A 25,914-nucleotide genomic window follows, 5' to 3' on the forward strand; every position below is an offset into this window, starting at 1 on the left:
AAGAAAACCCCGCCGCTGGATATGCGGCGGGGTTTGGGTTTTGAGTATTTGGGAAAAGATGAAGATCAGGCGATTTCGGCCAGACGGGCAAGCGCTTCGTTTAGCTTTGCCTCTTCCTCTTCACGGGCTGCGAGGTTGGCTTTGGCTTCGGCGACAACCTCTTCCGGGGCTGAGGCCACGAATTTGGGGTTGTTCAAACGCCCGCGCAGGCCGCCCAATTCCTTGGCCAGTTTGCCCTTGGCTTTCTCCAACCGTTCCTTTTCCGCACCGATGTCGATGATATCAGCCAGTGGCAAGCCAAAGGTGGCACCGGGGGCGGCGATGGAAATCGTCCCTTTGGGCAGTTCATCTACCTTGGTTAGGCTGTCGATCCGCGCGAGACGCTTGATCAGCGCCTCGTTGCGATCCCAAGCGGCCTGTCCGTGCGCGTCGATCTCGGTCACCAGCATCGGCACATAGAGGCCGGCCGGAACCCGCATTTGCGCACGTGCGGAACGCGTGTTTTCAATCACCGAGATCACCCAATTCATCTCGCGATCCGCATCCGCATCAACCAGTTCGGTGCCGTATGCCGGCCAATCGGCGTGCACGACCATCTTGGCGCGGTTGCCGGTCAGGCCCCACAACTCTTCGGTGATGAAGGGCATGATTGGATGCAACAGGACCATGCACTGATCCAGAACCCAGCGCATGGTGGCGCGGGTTTCGGCCTGCGCCTCGGCATCTTCGCCCTGCAGCAGCGGTTTGGACAGTTCGACGTACCAGTCGCAGACCTTACCCCAGACAAAGGCATAGAGCCCGTTGGCCGCGTCGTTGAAACGATAGCTTTCTAGTGCTGCGTCGACCTCGGCCCGCACGCGGGCGGTTTCGCCGATGATCCAGCGGTTCACGGCCGCTTTGGGTTTCAGGTCGGCCACGTCCAACTGCGGGACGGTGTCGGTGAAGACCTCGTTCATCTCGGCAAAGCGGACGGCATTCCAAAGTTTGGTGCCGAAGTTGCGATAACCGGTGATACGCTCCTTGGACAGTTTCAACACACCGCCAATCGCCGCCATCGAAGCGTTGGTAAAGCGAAGCGCGTCGGCGCCGAATTCGTCCACGATCTCCAGCGGGTCTATGACGTTGCCGGTGGTCTTGGACATCTTCTTGCCCTTCTCGTCGCGGACGAGCTGGTGCAGGTAGACGGTGCGGAACGGGATCTGATCGACCACGGCCAGTTGCATCATCATCATCCGGGCAACCCAGAAGAACAGGATGTCGAAGCCGGTGATCAGGACGTCTGTGGGGAAGTAGCGCTCCAGTTCTTCGGTCTGCTCGGGCCAGCCCAACGTGCCGATGGGCCAGAGGCCGGACGAGAACCATGTGTCGAGGACGTCAGGGTCACGCCAGACCGGGTAGACCAATTTGGTTGGGTCTTGTTCGACTGCGTACTGAGCAAGGCTTTCGGCGAATTGATGGATTGCTTCCTGCTTGTCGGCGACTTCGATAACGGTTGCGTGGCTCAGCGGGCTAGGAATGTTGGCGTTGTCATCGAGGAACTTTTCGGTAACGGCTTCAAGGTTCGCTGCGCACTCCATGACATTGCCACGGTGAAGCATGCCGCCTTCGTTCAACAAACGGCCCAATTCGACCAGATCAAGGTCGCCGTCGTTTTCATCGTCGATGAAGTCATCGGCGGACAGGTCGAGACCATACCAAACTGGAATCTGATGCCCCCACCACAACTGGCGCGAGATGCACCAGGGCTCGATGTTTTCCAGCCAGTGATAATAGGTCTTCTCGCCCGACTCGGGGATGATCTTGACCGTGCCGTCCTTGACCGCGTCCAGCGCGGGGCCGACGACCTTTTCGGCGTCAACGAACCACTGATCGGTGAACATCGGCTCGATCACGACTTTCGAGCGGTCGCCGAATGGTTGCATGATCGGTTTGCTCTCGACCAGTGGCACCAGTTTGTCTGAACCTTCGTGCTCTGGCTTCAGAGCCGTCGAGCCCAGACGCGTGTCATCGGCACGGCACATGACGGCCAGACCGTCCGCGGTGATTTCTTCAACCACCTTCGAGCGGGCCTCAAACCTGTCGAGCCCGCGCAGGTGATCGGGGACGAGGTTGATCGCGTCGATCTCGTTCTCGGTGAACTCACGCCCACGGGCGTATTCCTGCGCCTTGCCAGCCTCGTCTGCATAAGGCGCGCCATCGGCCCGCATCGCGCCTTTAGTGTCCATCAAGCGGTACATCGGAATACCGCCGCGCTTGGCGACCATGTTGTCGTTGAAGTCATGCGCGCCGGTGATCTTTACCGCACCCGAACCGAAATCGGGATCAGGGTAATCATCGGTGATGATCGGAATCTGGCGGCGATGTTCTTTAGGGCCAACCGGGATTTCGCAAAGTTTTCCTACAATTGGCGCGTAACGTTCATCCGAGGGGTGAACCGCAACTGCGCCGTCGCCCAGCATGGTTTCGGGGCGGGTTGTGGCAATCGAGATATAGTCGCGCTTTTCCTCAAGCACGACATTTCCGTCCTCGTCTTTCTCGACGTAGGTGTAGGTCTCGCCCCCGGCGAGCGGATATTTGAAGTGCCACATGTGGCCCGAGACTTCGATGTTCTCGACCTCAAGGTCCGAGATCGCGGTCTCGAAATGCGGGTCCCAGTTGACCAGTCGCTTGCCGCGATAAATCAGGCCCTTTTCGTACATGTCGACGAAGACCTTGATGACCGCGTCGTGGAAATTGGCCGAGTTCTCATGTCCTGTGCGTGGATCGCCCGCCGCACCGGCCATGGTGAAGGCGTTGCGCGACCAGTCACAGCTTGATCCCAGACGTTTCAGCTGCTCGATGATCGTGCCACCGTATTCGCCTTTCCATTCCCAGACTTTCTCAAGGAATTTCTCGCGACCCAGTTCCCGGCGTCCGGGCTGTTGAGTGGCCGCAAGCATCTTTTCCACTTGCATCTGGGTGGCGATACCGGCGTGGTCCTGTCCGGGCTGCCACAGCGTGTCAAAGCCACGCATACGGTGCCAGCGAATAAGTATGTCCTGCAGGGTGTTGTTGAACGCATGGCCCACGTGTAGCGCGCCCGTCACATTGGGCGGCGGGATCATGATGGTAAAGCTTTCGTCGCGCGATTTGTTCGCGCCTGCTTTGAAGGCTCCGGCCTGTTCCCAGGCTTCGTAGATGCGGGCCTCGGCCTCGGCCGCGTTGAATGTCTTTTCCATCGCCATGGGGTGCGTCCTGCGTCATCAATCTTGGGTCAGCGCCTGCAATAACGAATGCGCAGAGGAAGGGGAAGGGTCTGCGGATACTCTGGACAACGAACCGCCGCAGCCTAAAGTCGCCCCTACAGGCCGAGGCAGGAGCACCCAATGGACAAGTTCGGAAAAAGTCAGCCGGTGAAACGGACCGAGGATCAGCGGTTTCTGACCGGGCAGGGGCAGTACATTGACGACACGGTGCCGGGTGATGCCCTGTTTGCGGCTTTCTTTCGTAGCCCGGTTGCGCATGGGCGGATCACAGCGTTGGATCTGGGTGCAGCACGTGAGGCGGATGGCGTGCGACTGGTCATGGCACTGGACGATCTGACTGAGGCAGGGATCGACACAGTTTTAAACGCGGCGCTTGTGTCTAACCGGGATGGCTCAAAAGCAGCGGCGCCGGATCGTCATATGCTGGCAAAGGACCGCGTGCGTTATGTGGGTGAGCCGGTCGCAGTGGTGATCGCCGATACTCAGGTGCAGGCTCGAGATGCGGCCGAACTGATCTGGATGGAAACTGACGACCTGCCCGCCAAATTGGATCTGGACGCAGGCGGCGAACCGCTGCACGCCGAAGCCCCCGACAACCGTGCCTTTGACTGGGGTATGGGCGATGAGGCGGCGACCGAGGCTGCCTTTCAAGCCGCTGCCCATAGAGTCAAATTGAACGTTGCGGATAACCGGGTGATCATTACGTCGATGGAGCCGCGAGGTTGTCAGGCCAATTGGTCCGGCGGTCGATTGCACTTTGCGTATAGCGGACAGGGTGTCTGGGCCATGCGCGGTCAGTTGGCGCATAAGTTAAAGATGGAACCTGAAACCATTCGCGTCACGACGCCAGACGTTGGTGGCGGGTTCGGCATGAAGGTGATGCCGTATCCTGAATATTTCTGCGTCGCGGTCGCTGCGATGAAACTGGGGCAGCCCGTCCACTGGATGTCGGACCGGTCCGAGGCGATGCTGTCGGATCACCATGGCCGCGACCTGACCTCGCTGGCCGAACTGGCATTTGATGAAAATCACCGGATTACTGCGTATCGGGTGCACAGCAAGGTCAATCTTGGCGCCTATAATAGCCACTTTGGGCAGGCCATTCAGACCAACCTGTTCAGCAAAGTACTTATGGGGGCTTATGACGTGCAGGCCACCTATCTGCGGGTCGAAGGGTTCTTTACCAACACCACTCAGGTCGATGCCTATCGCGGCGCAGGGCGGCCCGAGGCGATCTATGTGCTGGAACGAGTCATGGACCGTGCAGCGCGAGAGCTGGGTGTCGATCCGTGGGAGCTGCGGCGCAAGAATTTCATCCGACCCGAGGCCTTCCCCTATAAAACGGCTACGGGTGAGGTCTATGACGTCGGCGATTTCGACATGGTCTTGACCCGTGCCCGCGAACAGACACAGGGATTTGCCGCCCGTAAGGCAGCCGATGCCGAACGTGGTCTGATCCGGGGACAGGGCATTTGTTACTATATTGAAAGTATTTTGGGTGACCCTTCCGAGAACGCAAAGATCGCATTCAACGAGGATGGCACCGTGAACCTTTATGTGGGTACGCAATCAAACGGTCAGGGCCATGAGACGGCCTATACCCAGTATCTGTCGGACCAGATCGGCGTTCCAATGGATCAGATTACGGTAATTCAGGGGGACAGCGATCAACTGCCGAACGGCGGCGGCACCGGTGGGTCGCGCTCTGTTACAGTCCAAAACACCGCCACGCTGGCCACCATCGACGTCATGATCGCCGCATTCACGCCTTATCTGGCCGATAAGATGGGAGTGAAGGAGGCTGACGTGAGCTTTGATCACGAAACATTCCGCGCGCCGGGGTCGAACCTGACACCCACATTGATCGAAGCGGCCGAGATGGCCCGCGCCGATGGTCGTACCGACCTTCTGCAGCACGAGGCGCGCATTACGCTGGACGCGCGCAGCTTTCCGAATGGCGCGCATGTTGCCGAAATCGTTATTGATTATAACACCGGCGAAACATGGGTCGACTGCTATACTGTCGTTGACGATTTTGGAAATCTTATCAACCCGATGCTGGCCGAAGGGCAGGTGCATGGAGGTGTTGCGCAGGGCATCGGTCAAGCGCTGTCCGAGCATGTTGTACATGATGCGCAGGGGCAACTGCTCACGGCTTCGTTGATGGACTACGCCTTGCCCCGCGCGTCCGAGATACCCATGATAAAGTTTACCTCGGCGCCGGTTCCGTCAACTTCCAACCCGATGGGGATGAAAGGATGCGGAGAGGCCGGCACCGTGGGCGCGCTGGCCGCAGTGGCGAACGCGGTACAGGACGCGCTTTGGGAACATGGGGTGCGGCAGGCGGATATGCCGTTCACACCCCTCAGAGTTTGGGAATCGCTGACGCATGTTTCTGTCGCGGCTGAGTAAAAAGGTACTGGGATGGCTCGGGCGACCTTTACGGTCCGAACACTCGGCCGAGGGGCTGCACCGCGAACCGATCAGCCATGTCATTATCCTTGACGGCACCATGTCGACGCTGGAACCGGGGTTTGAAACCCATGCGGGCCAGACGCTGCGGCTGTGTCGCGAGATGGGTGCTAAGGTCTCGGTTTTTTACGAATCCGGCGTGCAGTGGGAAAGCTGGAAATCCTCGCTGGACGTGATGATGGGGCGGGGCATCAATCGGCAAATTCGACGCGCTTATGGTTATCTGGCGTCCCGCTATAAACCCGGCGACAAGATATTCTTCATTGGTTATTCGCGCGGCGCATACGGGGTGCGTAGCCTTGCGGGTGTGATCGACATGATCGGCTTGCTCAAGGCGGAACACGCGACCGAGCGCAACATCAAACAGGCCTATCGCCATTATGAATGTACGCCTAATGGTGAGGCAGCTCGTGAATTCCGTGATAAGTTCTGTCATGATGAGATCGCCATCGAGATGATCGGCGTCTGGGATACGGTCAAGGCGCTGGGCCTGCGCCTGCCGCTGCTATGGCGCTGGGCCGAAGATAAGCATGCGTTTCACAACCATGAACTCGGTCCCGCCACCCGGCACGGCTATCACGCCATGGCGCTGGACGAGACGCGCGAAGTGTACGAGCCAGTGTTGTGGAAATGTACACCCGAGTTCCAAGGCCATGTTGAGCAGGTCTGGTTTCGCGGCACCCATGGCGACGTGGGCGGGCAATTGAACGGTTTTGAAGAGGCGCGTCCCCTCAGCAATATTTCCCTGATTTGGATGCTGGATAAGGCCGAGCAGCATGGATTGCCGCTGCCCGAAGGCTGGCGCGACCGATTCCCAACCTCGACAACTGCAACTTCGGTCGGAACCTGGCGTGGATGGGGCAAAATATTCCTGCTGCGTAAGCATCGCAAAATCGGGACGGACCAGTCCGAGCATCTGCATATCTCGGTCGAACCTGATGAATTGCCCGGTTGGGTACCGATGCCGGATCTACCATCGCATCCGGCTCAATAGGTCAATCGAACAGAGTTTGGGTTTGACCCGTTGAATGGGCGCGGAACGCCGCTGTGACATCCGCGTGAATATTTCGCGCCAATGATAGTGCAGGTACTTTGTCCGGAGGAAAGAAGGCCGCGTCGCTGGTCTCGGCACCCGGCTGCGGGGCGTCCGTACCATCCTCATCGCACAGGAAGAATAGCTTATAAAAATCTCGCGCATCTGGCGGATAAGGATGCCGTGCCTTGTGACGCAGAGCATAGAGATGCCTGGCACGGACCTGCAGTCCGGCCTCTTCCCAGACCTCGCGTTCGATGTTTTCTGCTGGAGAGCTACCAATATCAGCAAATCCACCCGGCATAGCCCACAGCCCGTCCAAGCGTTCGCGGACCAGTAGAATACGACCGTCGCGGATTACTGCGCCGCGAATGTCGATGCTGGGCGTGGCATAGCCACCTGCATGATCCGAGATCAGCCCCTCGATCCGCGACAGAGGCACCTGACCCAAATCTGCCAGCATGGCGCGGGCCATCCCTGCGATTTCGTCATAGCGTTCGCGGTCAAAAGGATCTTTGGTGAAATGCTGGCCGGTTTCGGCCAGCGCCAACAAGCGTTTTGCCCGGGTCAGCCAGGTATCCTCCAGTGTAGTCGGATCCTGGCGCATCCGTTTTACCGCCGCCGGTCGCGGCGCGAGCTCATCGGTTGGAAGGCCACGCCAACATGCGCCTCGCAATAGGGTTTGCCGGCTTCAACCGGCAGGCCGCAGAACCAGAAATCCTCGGTCGCGGGGTCGCCGACGGGCCATTTGCAGGTCTTCTCGGTCAGTTCCATCAACGTTAGTTTCTTGGCCTTCTTCTCGATCTCATTGACCTTGGCCAGCGCCTCGGGGCTGATTTCATTGGCCGAAGGCTGCGGTGGCAGCGGCTGACCAGCCGGAATGATCTGGCGGCGGGCGGGCACGGCGGGTTTGGCATCGGCCGCAGGCGCGGGGGCCGGGCGGGCCGGTTCGGTTTTGGGGGCCGGCTTCGGCTTGGCCTCGGCCTTGGGCGCGGGGGCCGGTTTTTCCTTACGCTCGGCCTTGGTCGGGGAGGCGCCGGTCGCACGGTTCGACAGGCCCAGACGGTGCACCTTGCCGATCACGGCGTTGCGGGTTACCCCGCCCAATTCCTTTGCGATCTGGCTGGCCGACTGGCCTTCGCCCCACATCTTCTTCAGCAGTTCTACACGCTCGTCAGTCCAGGACATCATTTGCCTTTCAAAAGCGGAAAGCGGCCCCGGATTCGGGCCGCCTTGGGAAATCGTCTCAGCCCCCTATTCTAATCACTGCGCCCCGAGTTACAAGCAGTCTTCGAATCAGGTTGAGGTCATATGATGCAGTTACCCCTTGAGCAGAACGAACACCGTTTCGGAGCGGTCAACTGGATGGGTCTTTATACGTTGGCTCAACGCGAGACATTGCGATTTCTGGCGGTCTGGACCCAGACCCTGCTGGCGCCGCTGGTGACCGCGGGTCTGTTTCTGCTGATCTTCAATATCGCCATTGGCCCCAGCCGGTCCGACGTGATGGGGGTGCCGTTCCTGACCTTTCTGGCCCCGGGCATCATGATGATGACCGTGATCCAGAACGCCTTTGCCAACACCTCGTCTTCGATGGTGATTGCCAAGGTACAGGGCAACATCGTTGATACTCTGATGCCGCCGCTGTCCCCGCTGGAGATTTTGCTGGGCTATTTGGCTGGAGGGATCGTACGAGGGGTTCTGATCGCCTGCGTCGTCGCCATTGCACTTGCACTGGTGTTGGGGCTGGTGCCGCAAAACCCGTTGATTGCGCTGCTGTTTGTCATCCTCGGAGGCGCCTTTATGGGCGCGTTGGGTCTGTTCGCCGGAATATTCGCCAACAAGTTCGACCAGATGGCAGCAATCACCAATTTCATCGTTACGCCGCTGGCCTTCCTGTCGGGCACTTTCTATTCGGTCGAGGCACTGCCGCCTGTTCTCAACCGCCTCAGCCATGTGAACCCGGTGTTTTACCTGATCGACGGGTTAAGAAATGGCATGATCGGAGTATCTGACAGCTCGCCTGCGTTGGGATTTGTGGTTTGCAGCGGCGCAACTCTGATTGTCTCCGCAATCACATGGCAGATGTTGCGCAAGGGATATCGGCTGAAGGCGTAGCGCCAACTATCGGTTTGCCGGGGTTTGGACATCGCAATCCCGAACATGCAGGGCTAGGCGGTTCGGACACGCGCCTCGCGCCAGACAAGGATCAATCCGCCTGTCAGGATGATCGCGGACCCTATCTGACTGACCACGTCCGGGATAACGCCGAACACCGCAAAGTCATAGAGGGCGGCAAAGATCAATGTGGCGTAGCTTATTGGCGCCACGAACGAAGCATCCGCGCGCGCCATGCCATTGACGAAACAGGCTTGAGCACAGGCCATCAGAACCCCGATCGCCACTAGAGCGACCCATTGTTCGGGCGTTGGCATCTGGAACACAAAGCTGACGGCGACCGAAGCAATAGTCAGCCCCATCGCGTTGTTGATCAGCAGAATTTGGATCGGAATCTCACGGCCTGCGAGTTTTTTGATGAAGATCAGCTCCATCCCGATCACCGCCGCTGCCGTCAGTGCAAGCAAGGCGGCGGGCTGGAAGCTGGCTGGTGTCGGACGCAGCAAGATCAGTGCGCCGGTCAGGGCCACGGCAGCGGCCAGCCAGCGCCACGGTCCGACACCCTCTTTCAACAGCGGGATGGCCAGAACCATACCAAAAACGGGGTTCAGAAAGGAAATCGCGGTGGCATCCGCAATCGGGATGAACGCAACCGAGGCGAACATCAGCGTGATACCCACCCAGCCAAAGCTCGTTCGCCCAATATGCAGGCCCCAATGCGGGCGGCTTAAACGTGGGCGCAATACACCCACCGCGCTGACGATTACTAGAAAGGCAAACAGGAACCGCCCGTGGCTGATCTGCATCGGATGCAGCGCCGGGCCCAAGGTGCCCGTCCCCAGCGCCTTGGCCAGCAGCGTGGTCGCCGCGAGAAAGGCGCTGGCGGTGACGATCAGCATAGCTGCTAGGGCAGGGTTCTGGCGCGCGGGTGTCATGCCCAAGCGGTGCGTCACTGCGTCGTAAATGGCAAGCGATAAAAGTTGAGTTTCAAAGTGAAGTTTCCGGTTTGTAAAATTCGGGGTTTTCAGACGCCACGCACCCGACTATACGGCCCGCATGATCAAACACGCACATATCCTGCGCCTCCGACGCCGACGCTTTACCGCGTAACCGGCCCGTTTGATCCATTGTGCGTTGTAAATCCGCGCAAATCCCACCAAATCTGTTGACGAATCCGGCCTTCGTGTATCACTCACGGGGCTTAACCTAACGAAAAGGATGATCCGATGATCCCGTCCGTTCTGCCGACCTATAATCGCGCGCCCCTGACTTTCGTGAAGGGCGAAGGCGCCTGGCTGACCGAGGCGGATGGCCGACGTTTTCTTGACCTTGGCGCTGGGATTGCGGTGAACGCGCTGGGCCACGCGCATCCGGCGCTGGTCAACGCGCTGACTGAACAAGCACACGCGCTGTGGCATGTCTCGAACCTGTACAACATCCCGCAGCAGCAGGCGCTGGCGGACAAGCTGGTCGAACATACCTTCGCCGATACGGTGTTCTTCACAAACTCGGGCACGGAATCCTGCGAACTGGCCGTGAAAATGGCCCGCAAGTATTTCTATGACAAAGGTCAGCCCGAGCGGGTTGAGATCATCACCTTTGACGGCTCGTTCCACGGACGGTCTTCGGCTGGAATCGCGGCTGCCGGGTCCGAGAAGATGACCAAGGGCTTTGGCCCGCTGCTGCCCGGTTTTGTACATGTGACTTTCGGCGATCTGGATGGCGTTACCAACGCGATCACTGACAAGACCGCTGCGATCCTGATCGAACCGATCCAGGGCGAGGGCGGCATCCGCCCGGTGCCCGACGCGGAACTCAAGGCCCTGCGCCAGATCTGCGACGACAACGGCCTGCTTCTGATTCTCGATGAAGTACAATGCGGCGTTGGTCGGATGGGCAAGCTGTTTGCCCATGAATGGGCGGGAATAACGCCTGACATCATGATGGTTGCCAAAGGCATAGGCGGCGGCTTCCCTCTGGGTGCTGTACTGGCCACCGAAGACGCCGCCAGCGGTATGACTGCGGGCACCCATGGCTCGACCTATGGTGGTAACCCACTGGGCTGCGCCGTGGGCTGCGCAGTGATTGATCAGGTGGCGACGCCTGCTTTTCTTGAAGGCGTGAACCGGAAGGCGGGGATGCTGCGTCAGAAGCTCGAAGGCCTGATCGCCGACCACCCTGACGTGTTCGAAGAGGTGCGCGGCGCGGGGCTTATGCTGGGTCTGAAATGCAAGGCGACCAATACTGATGTGGTCAACGCGGGTTATGACAATGAGGTCATCACTGTCCCTGCCGCCGACAACGTCATCCGCCTGTTGCCACCTCTGACCCTGACCGAGGATGATATCGCCCAGGCCATGATCCGCCTCGACAAGACCGCCGCACAGGTCGAAGCCAGTCTCGAATCTGCCTAATCTTAATCATTTCCCAAATACTCCGGAGATCTGGGGGCAGCGCCCCCAGCGACCGACAGCCAAAAGCGAAACGATATGAACCATTTCCTTGATATCCACAAAACCGATGCAGGCGATCTGCGGACGATGATCGATCAAGCCGGCGAGATGAAACAAGCCCGTCTGGGCAGCCCCAAGGCCGCGCTGGATGATGATCAACCACTCAAGGACCGCATGGTCGCGTTGATCTTTGAAAAACCCTCAACCCGGACGCGCGTGTCATTTGATGTCGGCGTTCGGCAAATGGGCGGGCAGACTATGGTGCTGTCCGGCAAGGACATGCAACTGGGCCATGGTGAAACCATCGCCGACACGGCCCGTGTCCTGTCGCGCTATGTCGACATGATTATGATCCGGACTTTTGATGAGACCATCCTGACCGAGATGGCAGAATACTCCGACGTGCCGGTAATCAACGGCCTGACCGATCGCACCCACCCCTGCCAGATCATGGCCGACGTACTGACTTTCGAGGAGCATCGAGGCCCTATCGCTGGCAAAAAGGTTGTCTGGACCGGTGACGGCAACAACGTTTGCGCCTCTTTCCTGCATGCCGCAGGCCAGTTCGGGTTCGATCTGACTTTCACTGGCCCCGCACAGTTCGACCCCGAAGAAGAATTCATGGGGTTTGCCCGTCAGAAGGGTTCGAAAATCGTGGTTGAGCGTGATCCCTACAAAGCGGTTGAAGGCGCCGATCTGGTGGTCGCCGATACCTGGGTTTCGATGCACGATTCCCAGTCGGCCAAGGAACGTCGGCACAATCTGCTGCGCCCCTATCAGGTGAATAACGAACTGATGTCGCATGCCAAGCCGGATGCGCTGTTCATGCATTGCCTGCCCGCGCACCGCGAGGAAGAGGCGACATCCGAGGTCATGGACGGACCGAACTCGGTGATCTTTGACGAGGCTGAAAACCGTCTGCACGCCCAAAAGGCGGTTATGCGCTGGTGTCTGGGCGTCTAACCGCGCCGCCGGATATCCCACACACGCAATCTGGCGAGCGTTCGGACGCTCGCCAACAGAACCAACACGCAGAGGGCGGTTTTGGTCATGATCTCCATCGACCCCTCAATCAGCATCGCATGCACGACACTGCCGGCAATGGTCACGGAAACCAGCCCTGTATGGCCCAATCTCCAGATACGATATCGCAGGGTTAGACGCAGTCTGTAGATGCCCAGAAAGGCTGCTGCAAAGGCGGTCCACATTGCAACGACGCCCCAGGCTGAAAACGGGGTGGGTGAGACGAACAGCAAAGCATCTACAACGTCCGGGGGACTGGTAATCCACAGCCCACCTACATGTATCACAATGGCGGCGACCAGCGTTATGCCGACCCTTCGATGCCAGCGACGACTAGCCAAAGGGGGCAATCCGGGCAGGTCACGCCCGGCCAGCAAAGGTTGCAGCAACAAAAGCCCCATGCTTAGGACGCCAGCGAACCCGGCCACGATGTAAACCGGATTGCGCCAAGCCAATAAGGGGCTGTTTACCGCTGCAAACAGCGGCATAGTCACGGCGGCGATCACAGCCGCCCAGATCAAAAGGTTGCGGATCACTTAAGTCAGACGGGTTGCAGGACGAAATGCGCGGCGAGGGTTTTGTCCTTCGAGCTTGCCATGATCGGGCGCAAGAAAACCGTCTCAAACTCGCCGCTGTCATAGGCCAGATGCCCGTGCGGCTGGCCAAACGCGGGCACGATCTGCGGCATCTCTAAACGGAACTCTCCATTGGCGTCCGTCAGGGTCGCGCCATGGCTTTGCGGGTCACGCTCATGCCCTTCGGTCGTGTGGGCCCAGATCTGTATGCGCTGGCCGGGTAGGGGGGCACCATCCCCCGCGCGACGCACTGTGCCGGTCATCCAGAACCCGCCGCCGCCGATCCGCTCGACGATGGGCGCGCCGGGGCGGTAATTGTTCGACCCACCGCGCATGGATGGTGTCGGTGCCAGTCCGGCGGCGCGCGCGGGCAACAGCAAGCCCGAGCTGCCAGTGGCCAGGGCTGCCCAGCCCAGCGCCATCACGGACCGACGGGAAAAGCGTGAATTCGTCATGTCGGGACCTCCTGCAAGGTGTCATCCAAAGCTACCAGAACGCGCCTAAGCGCAAAGATAGCACGGTTCGGATCAATTCCGAGATGATCTTCACCACCCTGTGATCGTCCCGCACCCCGGCGAATTTCTTTGACCCTGCGCGGGATAGGATGTCATCTTCGATCCAGCGATGCGAAGGGCTGTACAAATGGACAAGACTCAATCGGTTTCACCCGACGAAATCGCGGCCTTCAAGCGCGATGGGGCCGTTGTTTTGCGTTCGAAATTCTCGGAATATTGGTTGGACTTGCTGAGGGATGGTATCAGCGCTGACCTCGCCAACCCGACCGAAAATTTCACCCGCCACACCAAGGACCCAGACGCCCCGGCTTATTTTGAAGATTACTGGGCGTGGAACAAGATCCCACAATTCACCGATTTCGTACACAATTCGCCATGTGCTCCGTTGGCGGCAGGGTTGCTGGGCGCTCCGACAATCAACCTGGTTATGGATAACTGGTTCCTGCGCGAGGCAGGCTCCACCTCGCGACCGCCCTTTCATCAGGACCTGTCTTACTTCGATTTCGAAGGCACCATGTGCGTCCTGTGGCTGCCGCTTGAGCCGGTAACGAAAGAGAACGGTATCGCCTTCGTCAAAGGCTCGCACCTGTGGGGCAAGCTGTTCATGCGGGTCCGGTTTGCAGACGGACATCCCAGCCTTGAGGCGGCTGAGGTCGCAGGCCGGACATATCATCAGCCGCCGGATATCAATGCCGATCCTGATGCCTATGATCTGCTGCAGTGGGATATGGAGTTGGGGGATTGCATCTTTTTCGATATGCGGACCCTGCATGGCGGTCTGTCCTCGGTCACGCCGTCTGACACAGTACGTCGGTTTACTTTACGAATGACGGCACCGGACGGGATCATCCGGTATCGCGGAGATTGGGCGAAAGACGAACGGGCACAGTTCGAGGAAGCCGGTTACCGTGAAGGCGACCGCATTGACGGGTCGTTTTTTCCAAGGCTTTGGCCAAGAGATGCAGTTTAATGTGCGTTGAATGAATTAGCGTAAAGCCCGCACTCTACCTGTGCAAAATTGCGAATACTCTGTTTGAAAATTCTGTGTATCCTGCATCAGTGAACGCATCGATCTAACCGCAGGAGAGTAGCAATGAGTTGGAACCCAACCCACAGCCCCGAGTGTCTTTCCGAAAATACGGCGCTGGACACATTGATCATCCCGCGCGCCCGCGATTTGGGCGGGTTCGAAGTGCGCCGGGCGCTGCCCTCGGTCCAACGGCAGCTGGTCGGGCCGTTCATCTTTTTCGACCAAGCGGGCCCGGCCGAATTCCTAACCGGTGAGGGTATTGATGTGCGCCCGCATCCGCATATTGGCCTTGGAACGGTGACGTATCTCTATCAAGGCGAGTTCGAGCATCGCGATAGTCTTGGCACACATCAAATGATCTATCCCGGCGAGGTCAACTGGATGGTTGCCGGACGCGGTGTGACCCATTCCGAACGGACAAGCCAAAAAACACGCGGCGAAAAACACAGCTTGTTCGGCATCCAGACATGGATAGCACTGCCAGAAGCGCACGAGGATATGGCCCCGGATTTCGAGCACCACAAACAAGGCGCGTTGCCGCATATTCAGGACAACGGCGTCAGCGCCCGACTGATCCTTGGTTCTGCTTACGGTGAAACCAGTCCGGTCACGATGCTTTCGGAAACCTTCTATCTGGATGTGCGGCTTGATCCCGGTGCGTCGTTCCCTTTGCCGGATGATCACGAGGACCGCGGTGTTTATGTCACCCAAGGTTCGGTCGAAATCGCGGGCGATACGTTCCAGGAGGGGCGCATGATGGTGTTTCGCCCTGGCGATCACCTGTCGGTTAAGGCCGGGCCGCAAGGCGCGCGGCTGATGTTGCTGGGCGGCGCGACATTGAACGAAGAACGCTTTATCTGGTGGAACTTCGTGTCATCCTCGAAGGAAAAGATCGAGGCTGCCACCCGTGAATGGAAATCAGCCGATTGGATCAAAGGCGCGTTCCATCTGCCGCCGGGCGACGATCAGGAATTCATCCCAATCTCGGATGAATTGGAGCGTACGCGCCCAAGGCGTGCGCGCTGACGACACGTCAGGGGGCCTTGCCCGCGCCCTTGTTCCCGGCGATCCTTTGCGCCGGGAGGGATGCCATGAAGATCGTGATCGCGGGTGCTGGAAGTATCGGATGTTATTGCGGTGCCTTGCTGGCGCATTCTGGGCATGATGTCACCCTGTTGGGTCGTCGACGTATTCTGGACCCGATCCGCGAAAAGGGGCTGGCGGTCACGGATTTTTCGGGCTTGAACCGGCATGTCGCTGTTCAGAATCTGACCCTGACAGAGGGCGCAGGCTGTCTGAGCGGTGCCGAGGCCGTCATCGTGGCCGTCAAGACCGGTGCTACCGCAGAAATGGCCACACAGATCGCGAAACACACGACGGTCTCAACCCCCGTATTATCGTGGCAAAACGGTATGGATAATGCTCGCACCCTGTGCAAAGCCCTGCCAGAGCATGATGTGCGGGCAGGGATGGTGCCGTTCAATGTTGTTCCAACCGAACCGGCCAGTTTTCACCGAGCGACCTCTGGTGACATTGTTATCCAAAGCGGTCCCGGTGCGTTGGGTCAAGTTCTAAGCAATGCAGACATGTCGGTTATCGAAAGCGATGATATCGAGGCGGTTCAATGGGGGAAGCTGGTGATCAACCTCAACAATGCGCTGAACGCGCTTTCGGGGCTGACATTGAAGGAACAACTGCTGGACCGGAACTGGCGTCGCCTGATGGCAGATCAGATGGCCGAGGCTCTGGTTGCTTTGAAAGCTGCGGGTCATCAAGTAGCTTCGACCACTCCGCTGCCGGCATGGATGACACCGCATATTCTGCGACTGCCGACGCCGATCTTTACCCGGATCGCCGGGCGCATGCTGACCATCGACCCCAGCGCGCGAACCTCGATGGCCTATGATCTGCAGGCGGGCCGCCCGACCGAAATTGACAGCTTGCAAGGTGAGATCATTCGCCTGGGCACGCAATGCGGGGTAGAGACTCCGATCTGTGCCAAGGTCAGGGCTTTAATCGAGCAAGAGCCGAAAGCCGCGTTGTCTCCGCGCCAGATCGTGCCCTAAGTTCAAGCGAAGGCCGTCAGGATAACGAAAATGGTCGCTGACATCGCTGCGGCTGCGGGCACCGTGACCACCCAGGCGGCCACGATTGTCATGAAATGCGAACGGCGCACCAACTTGCGGCGTCGATGCTCTTCCCGCGCCAACCGCTGCTCGACCGGGCGTTGCCGGTTCGACTGTTTCCACCGACGGTCCGAATGCCATTCGCGGTAGAACCCAACCCCAAACACTGCACCTACAGCGATATGAGTCGAGCTGACCGGCAGGCCTAGCCAGCTGGCCACGATAACTGTGATGGCCGCAGACAGCGCCACGCAGAAGGCCCGCATTGGATTCAATTTGGTGATCTGGCTGCCCACCATCCGGATCAGCTTGGGTCCGAACAGAAACAGGCCGAACGATATTCCAAAGGCCCCGATAACCATCACCCAGTTGGGGATCGAGACTTTCGAGGCGAAGTCGCCGAATTCTGCCGCATGAACGATAGCGGCCAGCGGGCCAACTGCATTGGCCACGTCATTAGCGCCATGTGCAAAGCTAAGAAATGTGGCCGAAATCACCAGAGGCAGGCCAAATAGAGTTTTCAGCGATTTGGTGCGATTTTCCATCCTTTCGGATTTGCGTCGCACCCAGGGTACTGTGATCGACCAGACCACCAACCCCGAGGCAAGGCCAATCAGCAGGGCCATCTCTAGTTCGATCTTCACGATACGCTTGAGGCCTTTGACGGCGAGGTAGGTAGCAAACGCTGCCGCCATCACCGCTACGAGGATCGGCAGCCAGCGCCGTGCTGCCGCAATTTTATCGTCTTGATACTGAATTTTAGTTTTGATCAACGCCAGAAAGCCAGCCGCGATCACGCCGCCCAGAACCGGTGAAATCACCCAGCTTGCGGCAATCGCGCTCATCGTGCTCCAGTTGACGGCACTCAGACCCGCAGCTGCTATACCGGCCCCCATCACACCACCGACCACCGAGTGCGTGGTCGACACCGGTGCCCCGACCCAGGTTGCAAGATTAACCCACAAGGCCGAGGAAATTAGCGCGGCCATCATGGCCCAGATAAATACATTGCTGGTCTGAACTGAGGCCGGGTCGATAATCCCCTTGGAGATAGTTGAAACGACATCTCCACCCGCCAACAATGCGCCTGCACTTTCGGCGACAGCGGCGATTAGGATGGCGCCACCCATGGTCAGGGCATTGGCTCCAACGGCCGGCCCCATGTTGTTGGCTACGTCATTGGCGCCGATATTGATTGCCATGTAGGCCCCGAAGGCCGCTGCCGCGGCAACAATCAGCCCGCCATCTGCTTTGCCGAACAAAATCGCCGCTGACAACCCGGCCAGCGCGATGAAGGCCAGTGAAATACCTGGGGCCAGCAACGGGCGCGCAACATGAGCATTGGCATTCTCAACGCGTGAGATACGGTGAAGGTCGCTGTCCAGAGCCTGCCAGCGGGATTTCGAGGTCAAATTCGACATGATCTTTTTTCGAGCAGCCTGTGCATTTCGGCACGCGGCTAGACGGTTTCCCCTTTGGGGACAACAGTTATGTCATCAATTTTTTGCGAAACTATCACAGTTGCAGCAGCAAATCGCGCAATTCCGGTTCATTGACCCGTTCCGCAGCGGCTGAAGGCGAAACCCAGACCCGCTCGCGCTTACCGACTTCGGGAAAGTCATCCTCCAGATCCTGAACGTCGACGCGGTAGACATTGGTCAGCACAGGATATGCAGTGCCGTCGTTCAGGATTTTATCGTAGGTATACTGTCCGATTGGTTCTTTTGAGGGGTTAGGCGCACGCACGCCTGCCTCTTCCCACGCTTCCTGCAGGGCGGTTTCGGCACCGTCCATGCCGTCGACTGGCCACCCTTTCGGAATGATCCAGCGCCCGGTATCGCGGCTGGTGATCAGCAGAACCTCTGGCCCTTCCGCGGTTTCACGGATGCACAGGGCTGCAAACTGCACCCGTTGCGGGCGTAGGAAAATAGGTCGGGCGACCTCATCCCAGATTTTACGCAGCCATTTCGTCATTGGTCGATCAGTCCTGTGCTTTTCTTGCCTGAAACGTCGGCACATAGCAGTGAAACAAGGCTGATACAAACAATTGCCTGTTAAATTGCTATTACGGTTATCTGTGTCCGGGTCATTTTCGTCGTTTGGCGCGCAGCGTCGGGTCGGCCTGTGTCGGGTCTTCGGGCCAGGGGTGTTTGGGATATTGTGCGCGCATATCCTTGCGAACGTCGGCGTAAGAGCCGGACCAAAAGCCCGGCAGATCCCGGGTGATCTGGATCGGGCGCTGCGCCGGTGAAAGCAGGGTGATCTTCAGCGCCTCGCCCCCCACCATGGGATGCCGTGTGACGCCGAACAATTCTTGCAGGCGCACCGAAATCTCGGGCACTGTGCCGCCATAGTCTATCGGCACCTTGCGACCCAATGGCGTTTCAAACGATCCCGGGGCGCGGCGATCCAGCTCTTGCGTCTGGTTCCAGTTCAAACGGGCACGCAGGGCGGGCAACAGGTCGAACCGTTTCCAATCCTCGGCGTTGCGCACGCCCGAGAGCATGGGCAGCAACCAGTCCTCAAGCGTCTCTGTCAGCCCTTCGATGGTAAAGTCAGGTAAATCTGCCCCTTCGCCCCGCACCAGTTCAACACGTGCCGCCAATCTGGCCGCTGCCCCTTCCAGACGCAGCCCGAGGTCGCGCACGCCTTCCAGCATGGCCTGCGCCACGGCCTCGTCCGGCACGTCCTTCCACAGACGGTCACTCAGAGTGATCGCGCCAAACCTTTCTTGTTTGCGAGCCACCACCCGACGGTCGCGTTTGGACCATGCGCAACTGTCAACCCAGTTGATTTGCCCGGCAAACAGATCACGGATTTCCCCTTCGCTGATCTGGGCGGCCATGCGCACCCGTGCCTCACGCGGATTTCCATCAGTGTCCGTAACCACCAGATAGGGTGCGGCGGCCAGCGTATCGCCGCTGTCCAGTACCACCCCTTTGCCGCCCGACAAAACATAGCGTGGAACGTCACCCTTGCGGCGCTGTCCGATCCGGTCGGGATAGGCCAGTGCGGCCATGGCGGCGGGGCTCAGATCACTGGTGGCACCCTTGGCGCGCAGCCGTTTGGTTTCGGCCTTGATGCGATCCACTACGCCGGCATTCACTTGCCAGACCCGATTGCGTTGAAACGCGCGCAGGTCGCGCAGCGCCTCCAATCGCAGCAAAATGTCTACCGGCGCGCCTTTAAGTGGATCGCGTTCGGCCATCAAGGCCGCCAAGGCCGCGGCGTCCGGTCCGGCGCTTACCAGCATGTGACCCAGACGCGGGTGTAAGGGCAGGGCAGCCAGTGCGCGTCCGTGATCGGTAATCCGCCCTTTGGTATCCAGAGCCCCCAGCATAGCCAGCAGAGCCTTAGACTCGACCATCGTGCCCTCGGGCGGCGGTGTCAGAAAGGCAAGGTCACCCGGTTCTGCACCCCAAAGCGCCAGTTCCAGTGCCAGGCCGGTCAGGTCTGCGGCCTCGATCTCAGCCGGAGGGTAGGCGGACAGCGCACCTTCCTCACCCTTGGCCCACAGGCGATAACATTTACCCTCGGCCACACGCCCGGCGCGGCCTGCACGTTGGGTGGCTTCGGCGCGGGTCACACGCTCGGTCACCAGCCGGGACATGCCCGAGCCGGGATCGAACCGCGCACGCCGTGCTTGCCCCATGTCCACCACAACCCGAATGTCTGGGATCGTCAGTGAGGTTTCGGCAATCGACGTGGCCAGTACTACTTTGCGCCCATGTTCCACCGGTGCAATCGCGGCGCGCTGAGCTGCAAAGGGCATTGCACCGAACAGGGGGCGCAGCACGCAATCGTCCGGAAGGCGCTTGGACAGGGCGGCTTCGGCCCGACGAATTTCGCCCTCACCGGGCAGAAATACCAAAACCCCGCCGCCAGTTTTGCGTGTGTCCTGCTCGGCCTGAGCCACTAGATCGACCAGAGCGTCCAGCCGTCGCGCCTGCGCGCCCAAAGGTCGGTCCAGCCAGAAGGTTTCGACCGGATAACTGCGCCCCTCGGATGTGACCAGAGGTGCACCCATCAGTTGCCCGACCGGTTCAGCATCCAGCGTCGCTGACATGGCCAGCAGCATTAGGTCATCCCGCAGCGCTCCGGTGACTTCTAGACAAAGCGCCAGCCCCAGATCGGCGTTCAGAGACCGTTCGTGGAATTCGTCGAAGATTACCGCACCCACACCGGGCAAATCCGGGTTGGATTGCAGCATGCGGGTCAGGATGCCCTCGGTCACGACCTCGATCCGGGTTGTTTTTGAAACCTTCGCCTCGCCCCGCACCCGGTAGCCAACGGTTTCACCCGTATGCTGACCCAAAGTGTCCGCCATCCGTTCGGCAGCGGCCCGCGCGGCCAGCCGGCGTGGTTCCAGCATTACGATCTTACCGTCGCACAAGCCCGCCTCAAGGATCGCCCAAGGCACCCGAGTCGTCTTACCCGCCCCCGGAGGGGCTTGCAAAACGGCGCGGCCCGAAGTCTTGAGGGCCGTAAGTAATTCAGGGATCGCGTCGTCGATGGGCAGGCGTATCATGTGGGCTTTATCCGCCAACGGCGCGGCAAGGTCCAGTTCCGCCACACTGCGGCAATTCTCATGGCGCTTGGTACTGGACAAACCCCGTTCTGCTGCGTCATCAAGACGAAAATCGAGTAGAGGGCCGCGCATGAATACCGCTGAGCTGGGTGATAGGATTTTGAACGGTGAGCGCCGCGCGTTAGCTCGGGCAATCACTCTGGTCGAAAGCGGCCGTGAGGATCACCGGGCGCAGGCAACCGAGCTGCTGACACACTTGGCCAAATCCAATCGGCAATCGCTGCGTATTGGCCTGTCGGGTACGCCCGGGGTAGGCAAATCCACCTTTATCGAAAGCTTTGGCATGATGCTGATCGGTCAGGGGCTGCGGGTAGCGGTGCTGGCAGTTGATCCCAGCTCGTCCCGATCGGGCGGTTCGATTCTGGGCGACAAAACCCGGATGGAACGCCTGAGTCGGGAGAAAAACGCTTTTATCCGCCCATCCCCCAGCCAATCCCATTTGGGTGGCGTGGCCCGCCGCACGCGTGAGGCGATTGCCCTGTGCGAAGCCGCCGCATTCGATGTGGTGCTGATCGAAACTGTGGGTGTGGGCCAGTCGGAAACCGTGGTGTCCGAGATGTCTGACTTGTTCCTGTTACTACTAGCCCCTGCGGGTGGAGACGAATTGCAGGGCGTCAAACGCGGCATCATGGAAATGGCCGATATGATTCTGATCAACAAGGCGGACGGTGACCTGAAATCCACCGCCATCCGTACCTGCGCGGATTATTCCGGTGCCTTACGTTTATTGCGCAAACGCCCGCAGGACCCCGAAGGGTTTCCTATGGCTATGACGGTCTCGGCGGTGGAAGAACACGGGTTGGACGATGCGTGGTCTCAGATGCAATCGCTGACCCAATCTCGGCGGGACAGCGGCCACTGGGAAGCCAACCGGGCCGCACAGGCGCAATATTGGTTCGAGCAAGAAGTCCGCACTGCGCTGTTGGCGCAATTGTCGACCACGCAGGCGCGGGCCGAAATGGAGCAGTTAGGTGGCCAGGTTCGCGCGGGCGGTCTCAGCCCGTCGGCAGCTGCTGAAACAATGCTGGCCTCACTAATCGCTCGGTAAAAAATGTGCCACGTTCCGGCATAAGCGCATTTCCACTAAAAGTTGTGCGACGGACTGACCGAAGTGTAGAAACGTGATATTCTGGCCCCGTTGAATTATTGGATTTGCCGGAATGCCCCGAATTAATGGGACAAATAACGATGACGATATTGACGTCACCGGTGACAGCGGGACGCTGAACGGGGTTCCGCAAGGATCTCCGATCGACAATATCCGGGGTAGGGGTGGCGATGATGACATCGACGTCATCAACAGCACCATCGCCGATAACGTGCTCGGCAATGCCGGAAGTGACACCATCACCGTTACCAACAGTACTGTCGGTGGTCGCGTGGCAGGCGGTGCGGACGCGGATACGGTTGACATTAGTGGCTCGACCGTTGGTTCCATTCGGCTAGGATCAGGCAACGACACGCTGAACTTTAGCAGCACTTCGGTGAGTGGCGATATTCGTGGTGGTGCCGGTACTGACACCCTGAACCTGCCGGTCGGGACTGTGATCAACGACAACACCTTTGGTACCACTACGGTTGAAGACGGTGTTGGGTATTCGGTGTCCAGCGGCACCTTCACCCTGCCGTCGGGCATAGTGGTGACGTATTCAGCCTTTGAAAACGGTTCGGGGATGCCGTGCTTTACCAGCGATACCCTTATTTTGACCAAAAATGGAGAGCGCCCGATTCAGACATTGAGTATCGGCGATCTGATCCCGACCATGGAAAACGGAGATCAGCCTATTCGTTGGATTGGCCGTCGCAGGTTTAACCGGTCAGCATTGCAGGCCAATCCACGATTGTGGCCTGTGCGCATATTGGCGGGAGCGCTGGGGAGCGGACTGCCCGGGCAGGACTTGCTGGTGTAGCGTCAGCACAGGATGTTGGTGCAATCAAAAATCGCCGAGCGGATGTTCGGCACGTCCGAAGTATTGATCCCGGCGATCAAACTCACCGTCCTGCCTGGGGTTTATTTCGATGAAACAGTGCCAGAGATTGAGTATTTTCACCTGCTGTTCGACGACCATCAAGTGATCTTTGCCGAAGGTGCCCCAACCGAAAGCCTGTTCACGGGGACAGAGGCGCTGAAAGCCCTTGGTGCGGACGCCCGTCGCGAGATTTTTGAAATTTTCCCCGATCTGATCGAAAAGTCGCAGACGCCGCAGCCTGCCCGCTATATTCCGCGCGGGCGACAGCAGGCGCATCTACTGGAACGCCATCGCAAGAACAAAAAACCGCTGTTGCGGGCACATATCCAACCAACCGATGAGACCCGAGCAAAGATTTCGCGCGATCCGTCTTGACCCTTCCGACGATTCCCACTACACGCATCCAACCAGTTTTCGGGCGCGACTTCGGGTTGCGCCCCTTGTGATTTGGCCGCTGGCATCATGCCCGGCCTCCAGAAACAAAGGAAGAAACCATGTCGCGCCGTTGCGAACTGACCGGAAAAGGCCCGATGACTGGCAACAATGTCAGCCACGCCAAAAACAGAACTCGTCGTCGTTTTCTACCGAACCTGAACGACGTTACCCTGCAGTCCGAAACTCTGGGCCGTGGCGTCAAGCTGCGCATCTCGGCGGCTGCACTGCGTTCGGTCGACCACCGTGGTGGTCTGGACGCGTTCCTGGCCAAAGCCAAGGACGAAGAGCTTTCGGCAAACGCGCTGAAAGTGAAAAAGGAAATTGCCAAGGCACAAGCTTCGGCCTAAGCCTTTTTTCCTTTAAAGAATTCAACCCTGTACCGAAAGGTGCAGGGTTTTTTCTTGCGTAATCTGCTCCTGAAGCGGAATTAAATATTCAGGAACGGTGATGTTGTTCACATACCCTGCGCTGAGACTGTTTTATGTTTAGTCATATTCATCTGGCGGAGTTTGCCCCCATGTCTTTAAAATTGTCTGATTTCTTCTCCCTGTTGGCTGCCTATTTTGGCAAGACGTTTGGGACATGCTTTCGGATGCAACGACAGGTGAACAGGTTGCATACGAGCCTGACCAAAGGTTCTGTCAAACGTCCTAGTGTAGACAGCTGACAAGCATCCCTTAGTGGCGGGTTTCGGGCGTATCGATTGCGCTTGAAGCCCGCTTTAAGTCCGGCCTATATCAGGCACAGGATGAAACCCGTTCTGAACAGATTTCTGCCTTTGGCGCTTTCGCTGCTCGTCATTCTGACCGGGCAGGGGGTGGCTGCATCGCGTGGAATGGACAGGGCGGTGGGGCAGATGGTGCTGTGCACCGGTACAGGTCCGGTGGTGGTCTATATGGACGCCGACGGCCAGCCGACTCAGCCCCCGCATTTCTGTCCAGAATATGCGCTGATTTTGTTGGGGGCGATTACCGTCTCAGCCACCGCCATACCTGTCGCGCCGGATAAGGTTCAACCTTTACCCTTGCGCAAGGCGACCAATCTTATTGCCCTGCCTGTTCCTTACAGACCGGCCCGTGCGCCTCCGGTTGTGATCTGAAGAGCCATTTTCTACCAGACACTTAATCAAGGAGAGGCACGATGTCCCTCAAATCCAAACTTCTGGCCACACTGGCCGCTGCGACTCTAGCCACATCTGCTTTTGCGCAGGACACGATTGCCGTTGATGACGCTTATGCGCGGTCTGCGGGCAAAGCGGCCAAAGCCGGTGCTGCTTTTATGATGATCAAGAATACGGGCGAGTCCGACGACCGGTTGATAGGCGTGCAATCAGATGCGTCTGCGCGTGTCGAATTGCATACCCACAAGATTGATGACAACGGCGTGGCCAAGATGATTCACGTCGAAGAGGGCTTTGTCATTCCGGCGGGCGAGACCCACATGCTGAAACGTGGCGGCGATCACGTGATGTTCATGGGTCTGACTGCTCCGTTCGAGCAAGGCGCCACCGTCCCAGTGACGCTGATTTTTGAGAAGGCCGGAGAGGTCGAGATCGAAGTGCCGGTTGACCTGGAGCGCGAGGACTCCGGCGGCCACGGCACACATTCGAACTGAGGCCACGCCTGTCTTCAGGCCGCGTTGCGGCCCTCATCCATTCGTCAGGTCGGGCTTTGTCCGGCCTGTTGCCATTTTCGACGGGTGTCAGCGATTAACCACGCGCATCGCCACCCGGTCATGGGCGTGTTTGAACCGGGCGGTCAGCCAGAACATCACCGCCGAGAAGGCCAATGCTCCGAACGCAATGGCCCAACCCAACGCCACCATCCCGCTGCCGGGCCAGAAGATCAGCGCTAACCCAATCAGCAACGCAATGACCCCGGAATTACGCACGGAGGGCGCATCTGGGTGCTGATCCGACATTTGCCGCCAAGCCATCAGAGAGCCAACTCCGATGATCAGGGCCCACGCGCCCAATAGGAAAAAGGTCAGCCTGGCGACGCCCTCGGGCCAGATGAGCAGCACCAACCCGATCAGCAGGGCACCGACGCCGACGCCCCCGATCAGCCCACGCCGACCGAAGCCGAGCAAGGTCAAGCCGCCGTCGACGATCAGCAGCAGGCCGACCAGGCGCAGCAATAATGAGATGCTGCCTGTCGGCCAGAACAGGGCCGCGATTCCCAACGCTCCGGCGAAAATGCCGCGCAATAGGAAGGTCCACCACAAATCTGCGAGTTGATCACCCAATGCATCGCGGCCGTCCAAAGTGCCATCCTCAAGGACTTCCTCGCGCGGGGATTGGGGGTCTGTCATGGTACTCTCCGGGCTTGTTAG

At 58.9% G+C, this 25,914-nt stretch carries 22 protein-coding genes and 1 pseudogene; 13 read left to right on the forward strand and 10 right to left on the reverse strand.

What is annotated here, in order from left to right; all coding sequences use genetic code 11:
• Positions 1-65: 65 nt before the first annotated feature.
• Positions 66-3,224: a valine--tRNA ligase gene (locus tag ACR0DT_RS09370; RefSeq protein ID WP_480710474.1), complete on the reverse strand. Its 3,159-nt coding sequence runs from the start codon at positions 3,222-3,224 to the stop codon at positions 66-68.
• Positions 3,225-3,365: 141 nt separating this feature from the next.
• Here ACR0DT_RS09370 and ACR0DT_RS09375 point away from each other — a divergent pair, with 141 nt between their 5' ends.
• Both ACR0DT_RS09375 and ACR0DT_RS09380 read left to right on the forward strand, forming a co-directional pair.
• Complete coding sequence (locus tag ACR0DT_RS09375; protein ID WP_480710475.1) at positions 3,366-5,657, forward strand: xanthine dehydrogenase family protein molybdopterin-binding subunit; 2,292 nt, start codon at positions 3,366-3,368, stop codon at positions 5,655-5,657.
• Positions 5,635-6,711, forward strand: a complete 1,077-nt coding sequence (locus ACR0DT_RS09380; protein ID WP_480710476.1) for a DUF2235 domain-containing protein — start codon at positions 5,635-5,637, stop codon at positions 6,709-6,711. The genes ACR0DT_RS09375 and ACR0DT_RS09380 overlap by 23 nt, the downstream gene beginning before the upstream one ends.
• Before the next feature lies 1 nt (position 6,712).
• Here ACR0DT_RS09380 and ACR0DT_RS09385 read toward each other — a convergent pair whose 3' ends face one another.
• Complete coding sequence (locus ACR0DT_RS09385; RefSeq protein WP_480710477.1) at positions 6,713-7,357, reverse strand: NUDIX hydrolase; 645 nt, start codon at positions 7,355-7,357, stop codon at positions 6,713-6,715.
• 5 nt (positions 7,358-7,362) lie between these two features.
• Positions 7,363-7,938 (reverse strand): GcrA family cell cycle regulator, encoded by a 576-nt coding sequence (locus tag ACR0DT_RS09390; protein ID WP_480710676.1) that lies wholly within the window; start codon positions 7,936-7,938, stop codon positions 7,363-7,365.
• Between the two features lie 123 nt (positions 7,939-8,061).
• On the opposite strand from ACR0DT_RS09390, the gene ACR0DT_RS09395 reads away from it, so the two are divergent.
• The gene (locus ACR0DT_RS09395; protein WP_480710478.1) at positions 8,062-8,868 is read left to right on the forward strand and encodes an ABC transporter permease; all 807 of its coding nucleotides are present in this window, start codon (positions 8,062-8,064) and stop codon (positions 8,866-8,868) included.
• Positions 8,869-8,921: 53 nt separating this feature from the next.
• Here ACR0DT_RS09395 and ACR0DT_RS09400 read toward each other — a convergent pair whose 3' ends face one another.
• On the reverse strand, positions 8,922-9,803 hold the full coding sequence (locus tag ACR0DT_RS09400) for a DMT family transporter (RefSeq protein WP_480710479.1): 882 nt from the start codon (positions 9,801-9,803) through the stop codon (positions 8,922-8,924).
• Between the two features lie 291 nt (positions 9,804-10,094).
• Between ACR0DT_RS09400 and ACR0DT_RS09405 the strand changes: the two genes are divergently transcribed.
• Entirely contained in the window at positions 10,095-11,282 is a 1,188-nt protein-coding gene (locus tag ACR0DT_RS09405; RefSeq protein WP_480710480.1) for an acetylornithine transaminase, read from the forward strand.
• Positions 11,283-11,357: 75 nt separating this feature from the next.
• Positions 11,358-12,284, forward strand: a complete 927-nt coding sequence (gene argF / locus ACR0DT_RS09410; protein ID WP_480710481.1) for an ornithine carbamoyltransferase — start codon at positions 11,358-11,360, stop codon at positions 12,282-12,284.
• Here the strand turns inward: argF and ACR0DT_RS09415 are convergent.
• Entirely contained in the window at positions 12,281-12,832 is a 552-nt protein-coding gene (locus ACR0DT_RS09415) for a ferric reductase-like transmembrane domain-containing protein (protein ID WP_480710677.1), read from the reverse strand. The two genes, argF and ACR0DT_RS09415, sit on opposite strands and share 4 nt — an antisense overlap.
• 53 nt (positions 12,833-12,885) lie before the next feature.
• A complete protein-coding gene (locus tag ACR0DT_RS09420; protein ID WP_480710482.1) occupies positions 12,886-13,374 on the reverse strand; it encodes a twin-arginine translocation pathway signal in 489 nt (162 codons plus the stop codon).
• 187 nt (positions 13,375-13,561) lie between these two features.
• Here ACR0DT_RS09420 and ACR0DT_RS09425 point away from each other — a divergent pair, with 187 nt between their 5' ends.
• The 3 genes from ACR0DT_RS09425 to ACR0DT_RS09435 all read left to right on the forward strand — a co-directional run bounded on the left by ACR0DT_RS09425 (position 13,562) and on the right by ACR0DT_RS09435 (position 16,530).
• Positions 13,562-14,404, forward strand: a complete 843-nt coding sequence (locus tag ACR0DT_RS09425) for a phytanoyl-CoA dioxygenase family protein (RefSeq protein WP_480710483.1) — start codon at positions 13,562-13,564, stop codon at positions 14,402-14,404.
• A 123-nt stretch (positions 14,405-14,527) separates the two neighbouring features.
• On the forward strand, positions 14,528-15,490 hold the full coding sequence (locus ACR0DT_RS09430) for a pirin family protein (protein WP_480710484.1): 963 nt from the start codon (positions 14,528-14,530) through the stop codon (positions 15,488-15,490).
• A 65-nt stretch (positions 15,491-15,555) separates the two neighbouring features.
• The gene (locus ACR0DT_RS09435) at positions 15,556-16,530 is read left to right on the forward strand and encodes a 2-dehydropantoate 2-reductase (protein ID WP_480710485.1); all 975 of its coding nucleotides are present in this window, start codon (positions 15,556-15,558) and stop codon (positions 16,528-16,530) included.
• A 2-nt stretch (positions 16,531-16,532) separates the two neighbouring features.
• On the opposite strand, the gene ACR0DT_RS09440 is transcribed toward ACR0DT_RS09435, so the two are convergent.
• The 3 genes from ACR0DT_RS09440 to hrpB form a co-directional block, all read right to left on the reverse strand.
• Positions 16,533-18,011 (reverse strand): inorganic phosphate transporter, encoded by a 1,479-nt coding sequence (locus ACR0DT_RS09440; RefSeq protein WP_480710486.1) that lies wholly within the window; start codon positions 18,009-18,011, stop codon positions 16,533-16,535.
• Between the two features lie 94 nt (positions 18,012-18,105).
• Complete coding sequence (locus ACR0DT_RS09445) at positions 18,106-18,564, reverse strand: NUDIX hydrolase (protein WP_480710487.1); 459 nt, start codon at positions 18,562-18,564, stop codon at positions 18,106-18,108.
• 112 nt (positions 18,565-18,676) lie between these two features.
• Positions 18,677-21,118 (reverse strand): ATP-dependent helicase HrpB, encoded by a 2,442-nt coding sequence (gene hrpB / locus ACR0DT_RS09450; protein WP_480710678.1) that lies wholly within the window; start codon positions 21,116-21,118, stop codon positions 18,677-18,679.
• Between the two features lie 130 nt (positions 21,119-21,248).
• Here hrpB and meaB point away from each other — a divergent pair, with 130 nt between their 5' ends.
• From meaB to ACR0DT_RS09475, 5 genes and pseudogenes are all read left to right on the forward strand, one after another.
• Positions 21,249-22,226 carry a methylmalonyl Co-A mutase-associated GTPase MeaB gene (gene meaB / locus ACR0DT_RS09455; RefSeq protein WP_480710488.1) on the forward strand — a complete coding sequence of 326 codons (978 nt, stop codon included), beginning with the start codon at positions 21,249-21,251 and terminating at the stop codon, positions 22,224-22,226.
• A gap of 112 nt (positions 22,227-22,338) precedes the next feature.
• Positions 22,339-23,523 (forward strand): annotated as a pseudogene (locus ACR0DT_RS09460) (Hint domain-containing protein).
• Positions 23,524-23,642: 119 nt separating this feature from the next.
• Positions 23,643-23,930 carry a 50S ribosomal protein L28 gene (gene rpmB / locus ACR0DT_RS09465; RefSeq protein WP_039532366.1) on the forward strand — a complete coding sequence of 96 codons (288 nt, stop codon included), beginning with the start codon at positions 23,643-23,645 and terminating at the stop codon, positions 23,928-23,930.
• 401 nt (positions 23,931-24,331) lie between these two features.
• Entirely contained in the window at positions 24,332-24,682 is a 351-nt protein-coding gene (locus ACR0DT_RS09470; protein WP_480710489.1) for a hypothetical protein, read from the forward strand.
• Positions 24,683-24,723: 41 nt separating this feature from the next.
• The gene (locus tag ACR0DT_RS09475; protein WP_480710490.1) at positions 24,724-25,197 is read left to right on the forward strand and encodes a copper chaperone PCu(A)C; all 474 of its coding nucleotides are present in this window, start codon (positions 24,724-24,726) and stop codon (positions 25,195-25,197) included.
• 87 nt (positions 25,198-25,284) lie between these two features.
• On the opposite strand, the gene ACR0DT_RS09480 is transcribed toward ACR0DT_RS09475, so the two are convergent.
• On the reverse strand, positions 25,285-25,893 hold the full coding sequence (locus tag ACR0DT_RS09480) for an HdeD family acid-resistance protein (RefSeq protein ID WP_480710491.1): 609 nt from the start codon (positions 25,891-25,893) through the stop codon (positions 25,285-25,287).
• Between the last annotated feature and the right edge of the window lie 21 nt (positions 25,894-25,914).

It is taken from the genome of Ruegeria sp. BI11, from assembly GCF_056538005.1.

Bases quoted from the DNA above. Each gene is read 5' to 3' on its own strand.
- ACR0DT_RS09370 (WP_480710474.1), bottom strand. From the start codon at position 3,224: ATGGCGATGGAAAAGACATTCAACGCGGCCGAGGCCGAGGCCCGCATC.
- ACR0DT_RS09375 (WP_480710475.1), top strand. From the start codon at position 3,366: ATGGACAAGTTCGGAAAAAGTCAGCCGGTGAAACGGACCGAGGATCAG.
- ACR0DT_RS09380 (WP_480710476.1), top strand. From the start codon at position 5,635: ATGTTTCTGTCGCGGCTGAGTAAAAAGGTACTGGGATGGCTCGGGCGA.
- ACR0DT_RS09385 (WP_480710477.1), bottom strand. From the start codon at position 7,357: ATGCGCCAGGATCCGACTACACTGGAGGATACCTGGCTGACCCGGGCA.
- ACR0DT_RS09390 (WP_480710676.1), bottom strand. From the start codon at position 7,938: ATGTCCTGGACTGACGAGCGTGTAGAACTGCTGAAGAAGATGTGGGGC.
- ACR0DT_RS09395 (WP_480710478.1), top strand. From the start codon at position 8,062: ATGATGCAGTTACCCCTTGAGCAGAACGAACACCGTTTCGGAGCGGTC.
- ACR0DT_RS09400 (WP_480710479.1), bottom strand. From the start codon at position 9,803: ATGACACCCGCGCGCCAGAACCCTGCCCTAGCAGCTATGCTGATCGTC.
- ACR0DT_RS09405 (WP_480710480.1), top strand. From the start codon at position 10,095: ATGATCCCGTCCGTTCTGCCGACCTATAATCGCGCGCCCCTGACTTTC.
- argF (WP_480710481.1), top strand. From the start codon at position 11,358: ATGAACCATTTCCTTGATATCCACAAAACCGATGCAGGCGATCTGCGG.
- ACR0DT_RS09415 (WP_480710677.1), bottom strand. From the start codon at position 12,832: ATGCCGCTGTTTGCAGCGGTAAACAGCCCCTTATTGGCTTGGCGCAAT.
- ACR0DT_RS09420 (WP_480710482.1), bottom strand. From the start codon at position 13,374: ATGACGAATTCACGCTTTTCCCGTCGGTCCGTGATGGCGCTGGGCTGG.
- ACR0DT_RS09425 (WP_480710483.1), top strand. From the start codon at position 13,562: ATGGACAAGACTCAATCGGTTTCACCCGACGAAATCGCGGCCTTCAAG.
- ACR0DT_RS09430 (WP_480710484.1), top strand. From the start codon at position 14,528: ATGAGTTGGAACCCAACCCACAGCCCCGAGTGTCTTTCCGAAAATACG.
- ACR0DT_RS09435 (WP_480710485.1), top strand. From the start codon at position 15,556: ATGAAGATCGTGATCGCGGGTGCTGGAAGTATCGGATGTTATTGCGGT.
- ACR0DT_RS09440 (WP_480710486.1), bottom strand. From the start codon at position 18,011: ATGTCGAATTTGACCTCGAAATCCCGCTGGCAGGCTCTGGACAGCGAC.
- ACR0DT_RS09445 (WP_480710487.1), bottom strand. From the start codon at position 18,564: ATGACGAAATGGCTGCGTAAAATCTGGGATGAGGTCGCCCGACCTATT.
- hrpB (WP_480710678.1), bottom strand. From the start codon at position 21,118: ATGATACGCCTGCCCATCGACGACGCGATCCCTGAATTACTTACGGCC.
- meaB (WP_480710488.1), top strand. From the start codon at position 21,249: ATGAATACCGCTGAGCTGGGTGATAGGATTTTGAACGGTGAGCGCCGC.
- rpmB (WP_039532366.1), top strand. From the start codon at position 23,643: ATGTCGCGCCGTTGCGAACTGACCGGAAAAGGCCCGATGACTGGCAAC.
- ACR0DT_RS09470 (WP_480710489.1), top strand. From the start codon at position 24,332: ATGAAACCCGTTCTGAACAGATTTCTGCCTTTGGCGCTTTCGCTGCTC.
- ACR0DT_RS09475 (WP_480710490.1), top strand. From the start codon at position 24,724: ATGTCCCTCAAATCCAAACTTCTGGCCACACTGGCCGCTGCGACTCTA.
- ACR0DT_RS09480 (WP_480710491.1), bottom strand. From the start codon at position 25,893: ATGACAGACCCCCAATCCCCGCGCGAGGAAGTCCTTGAGGATGGCACT.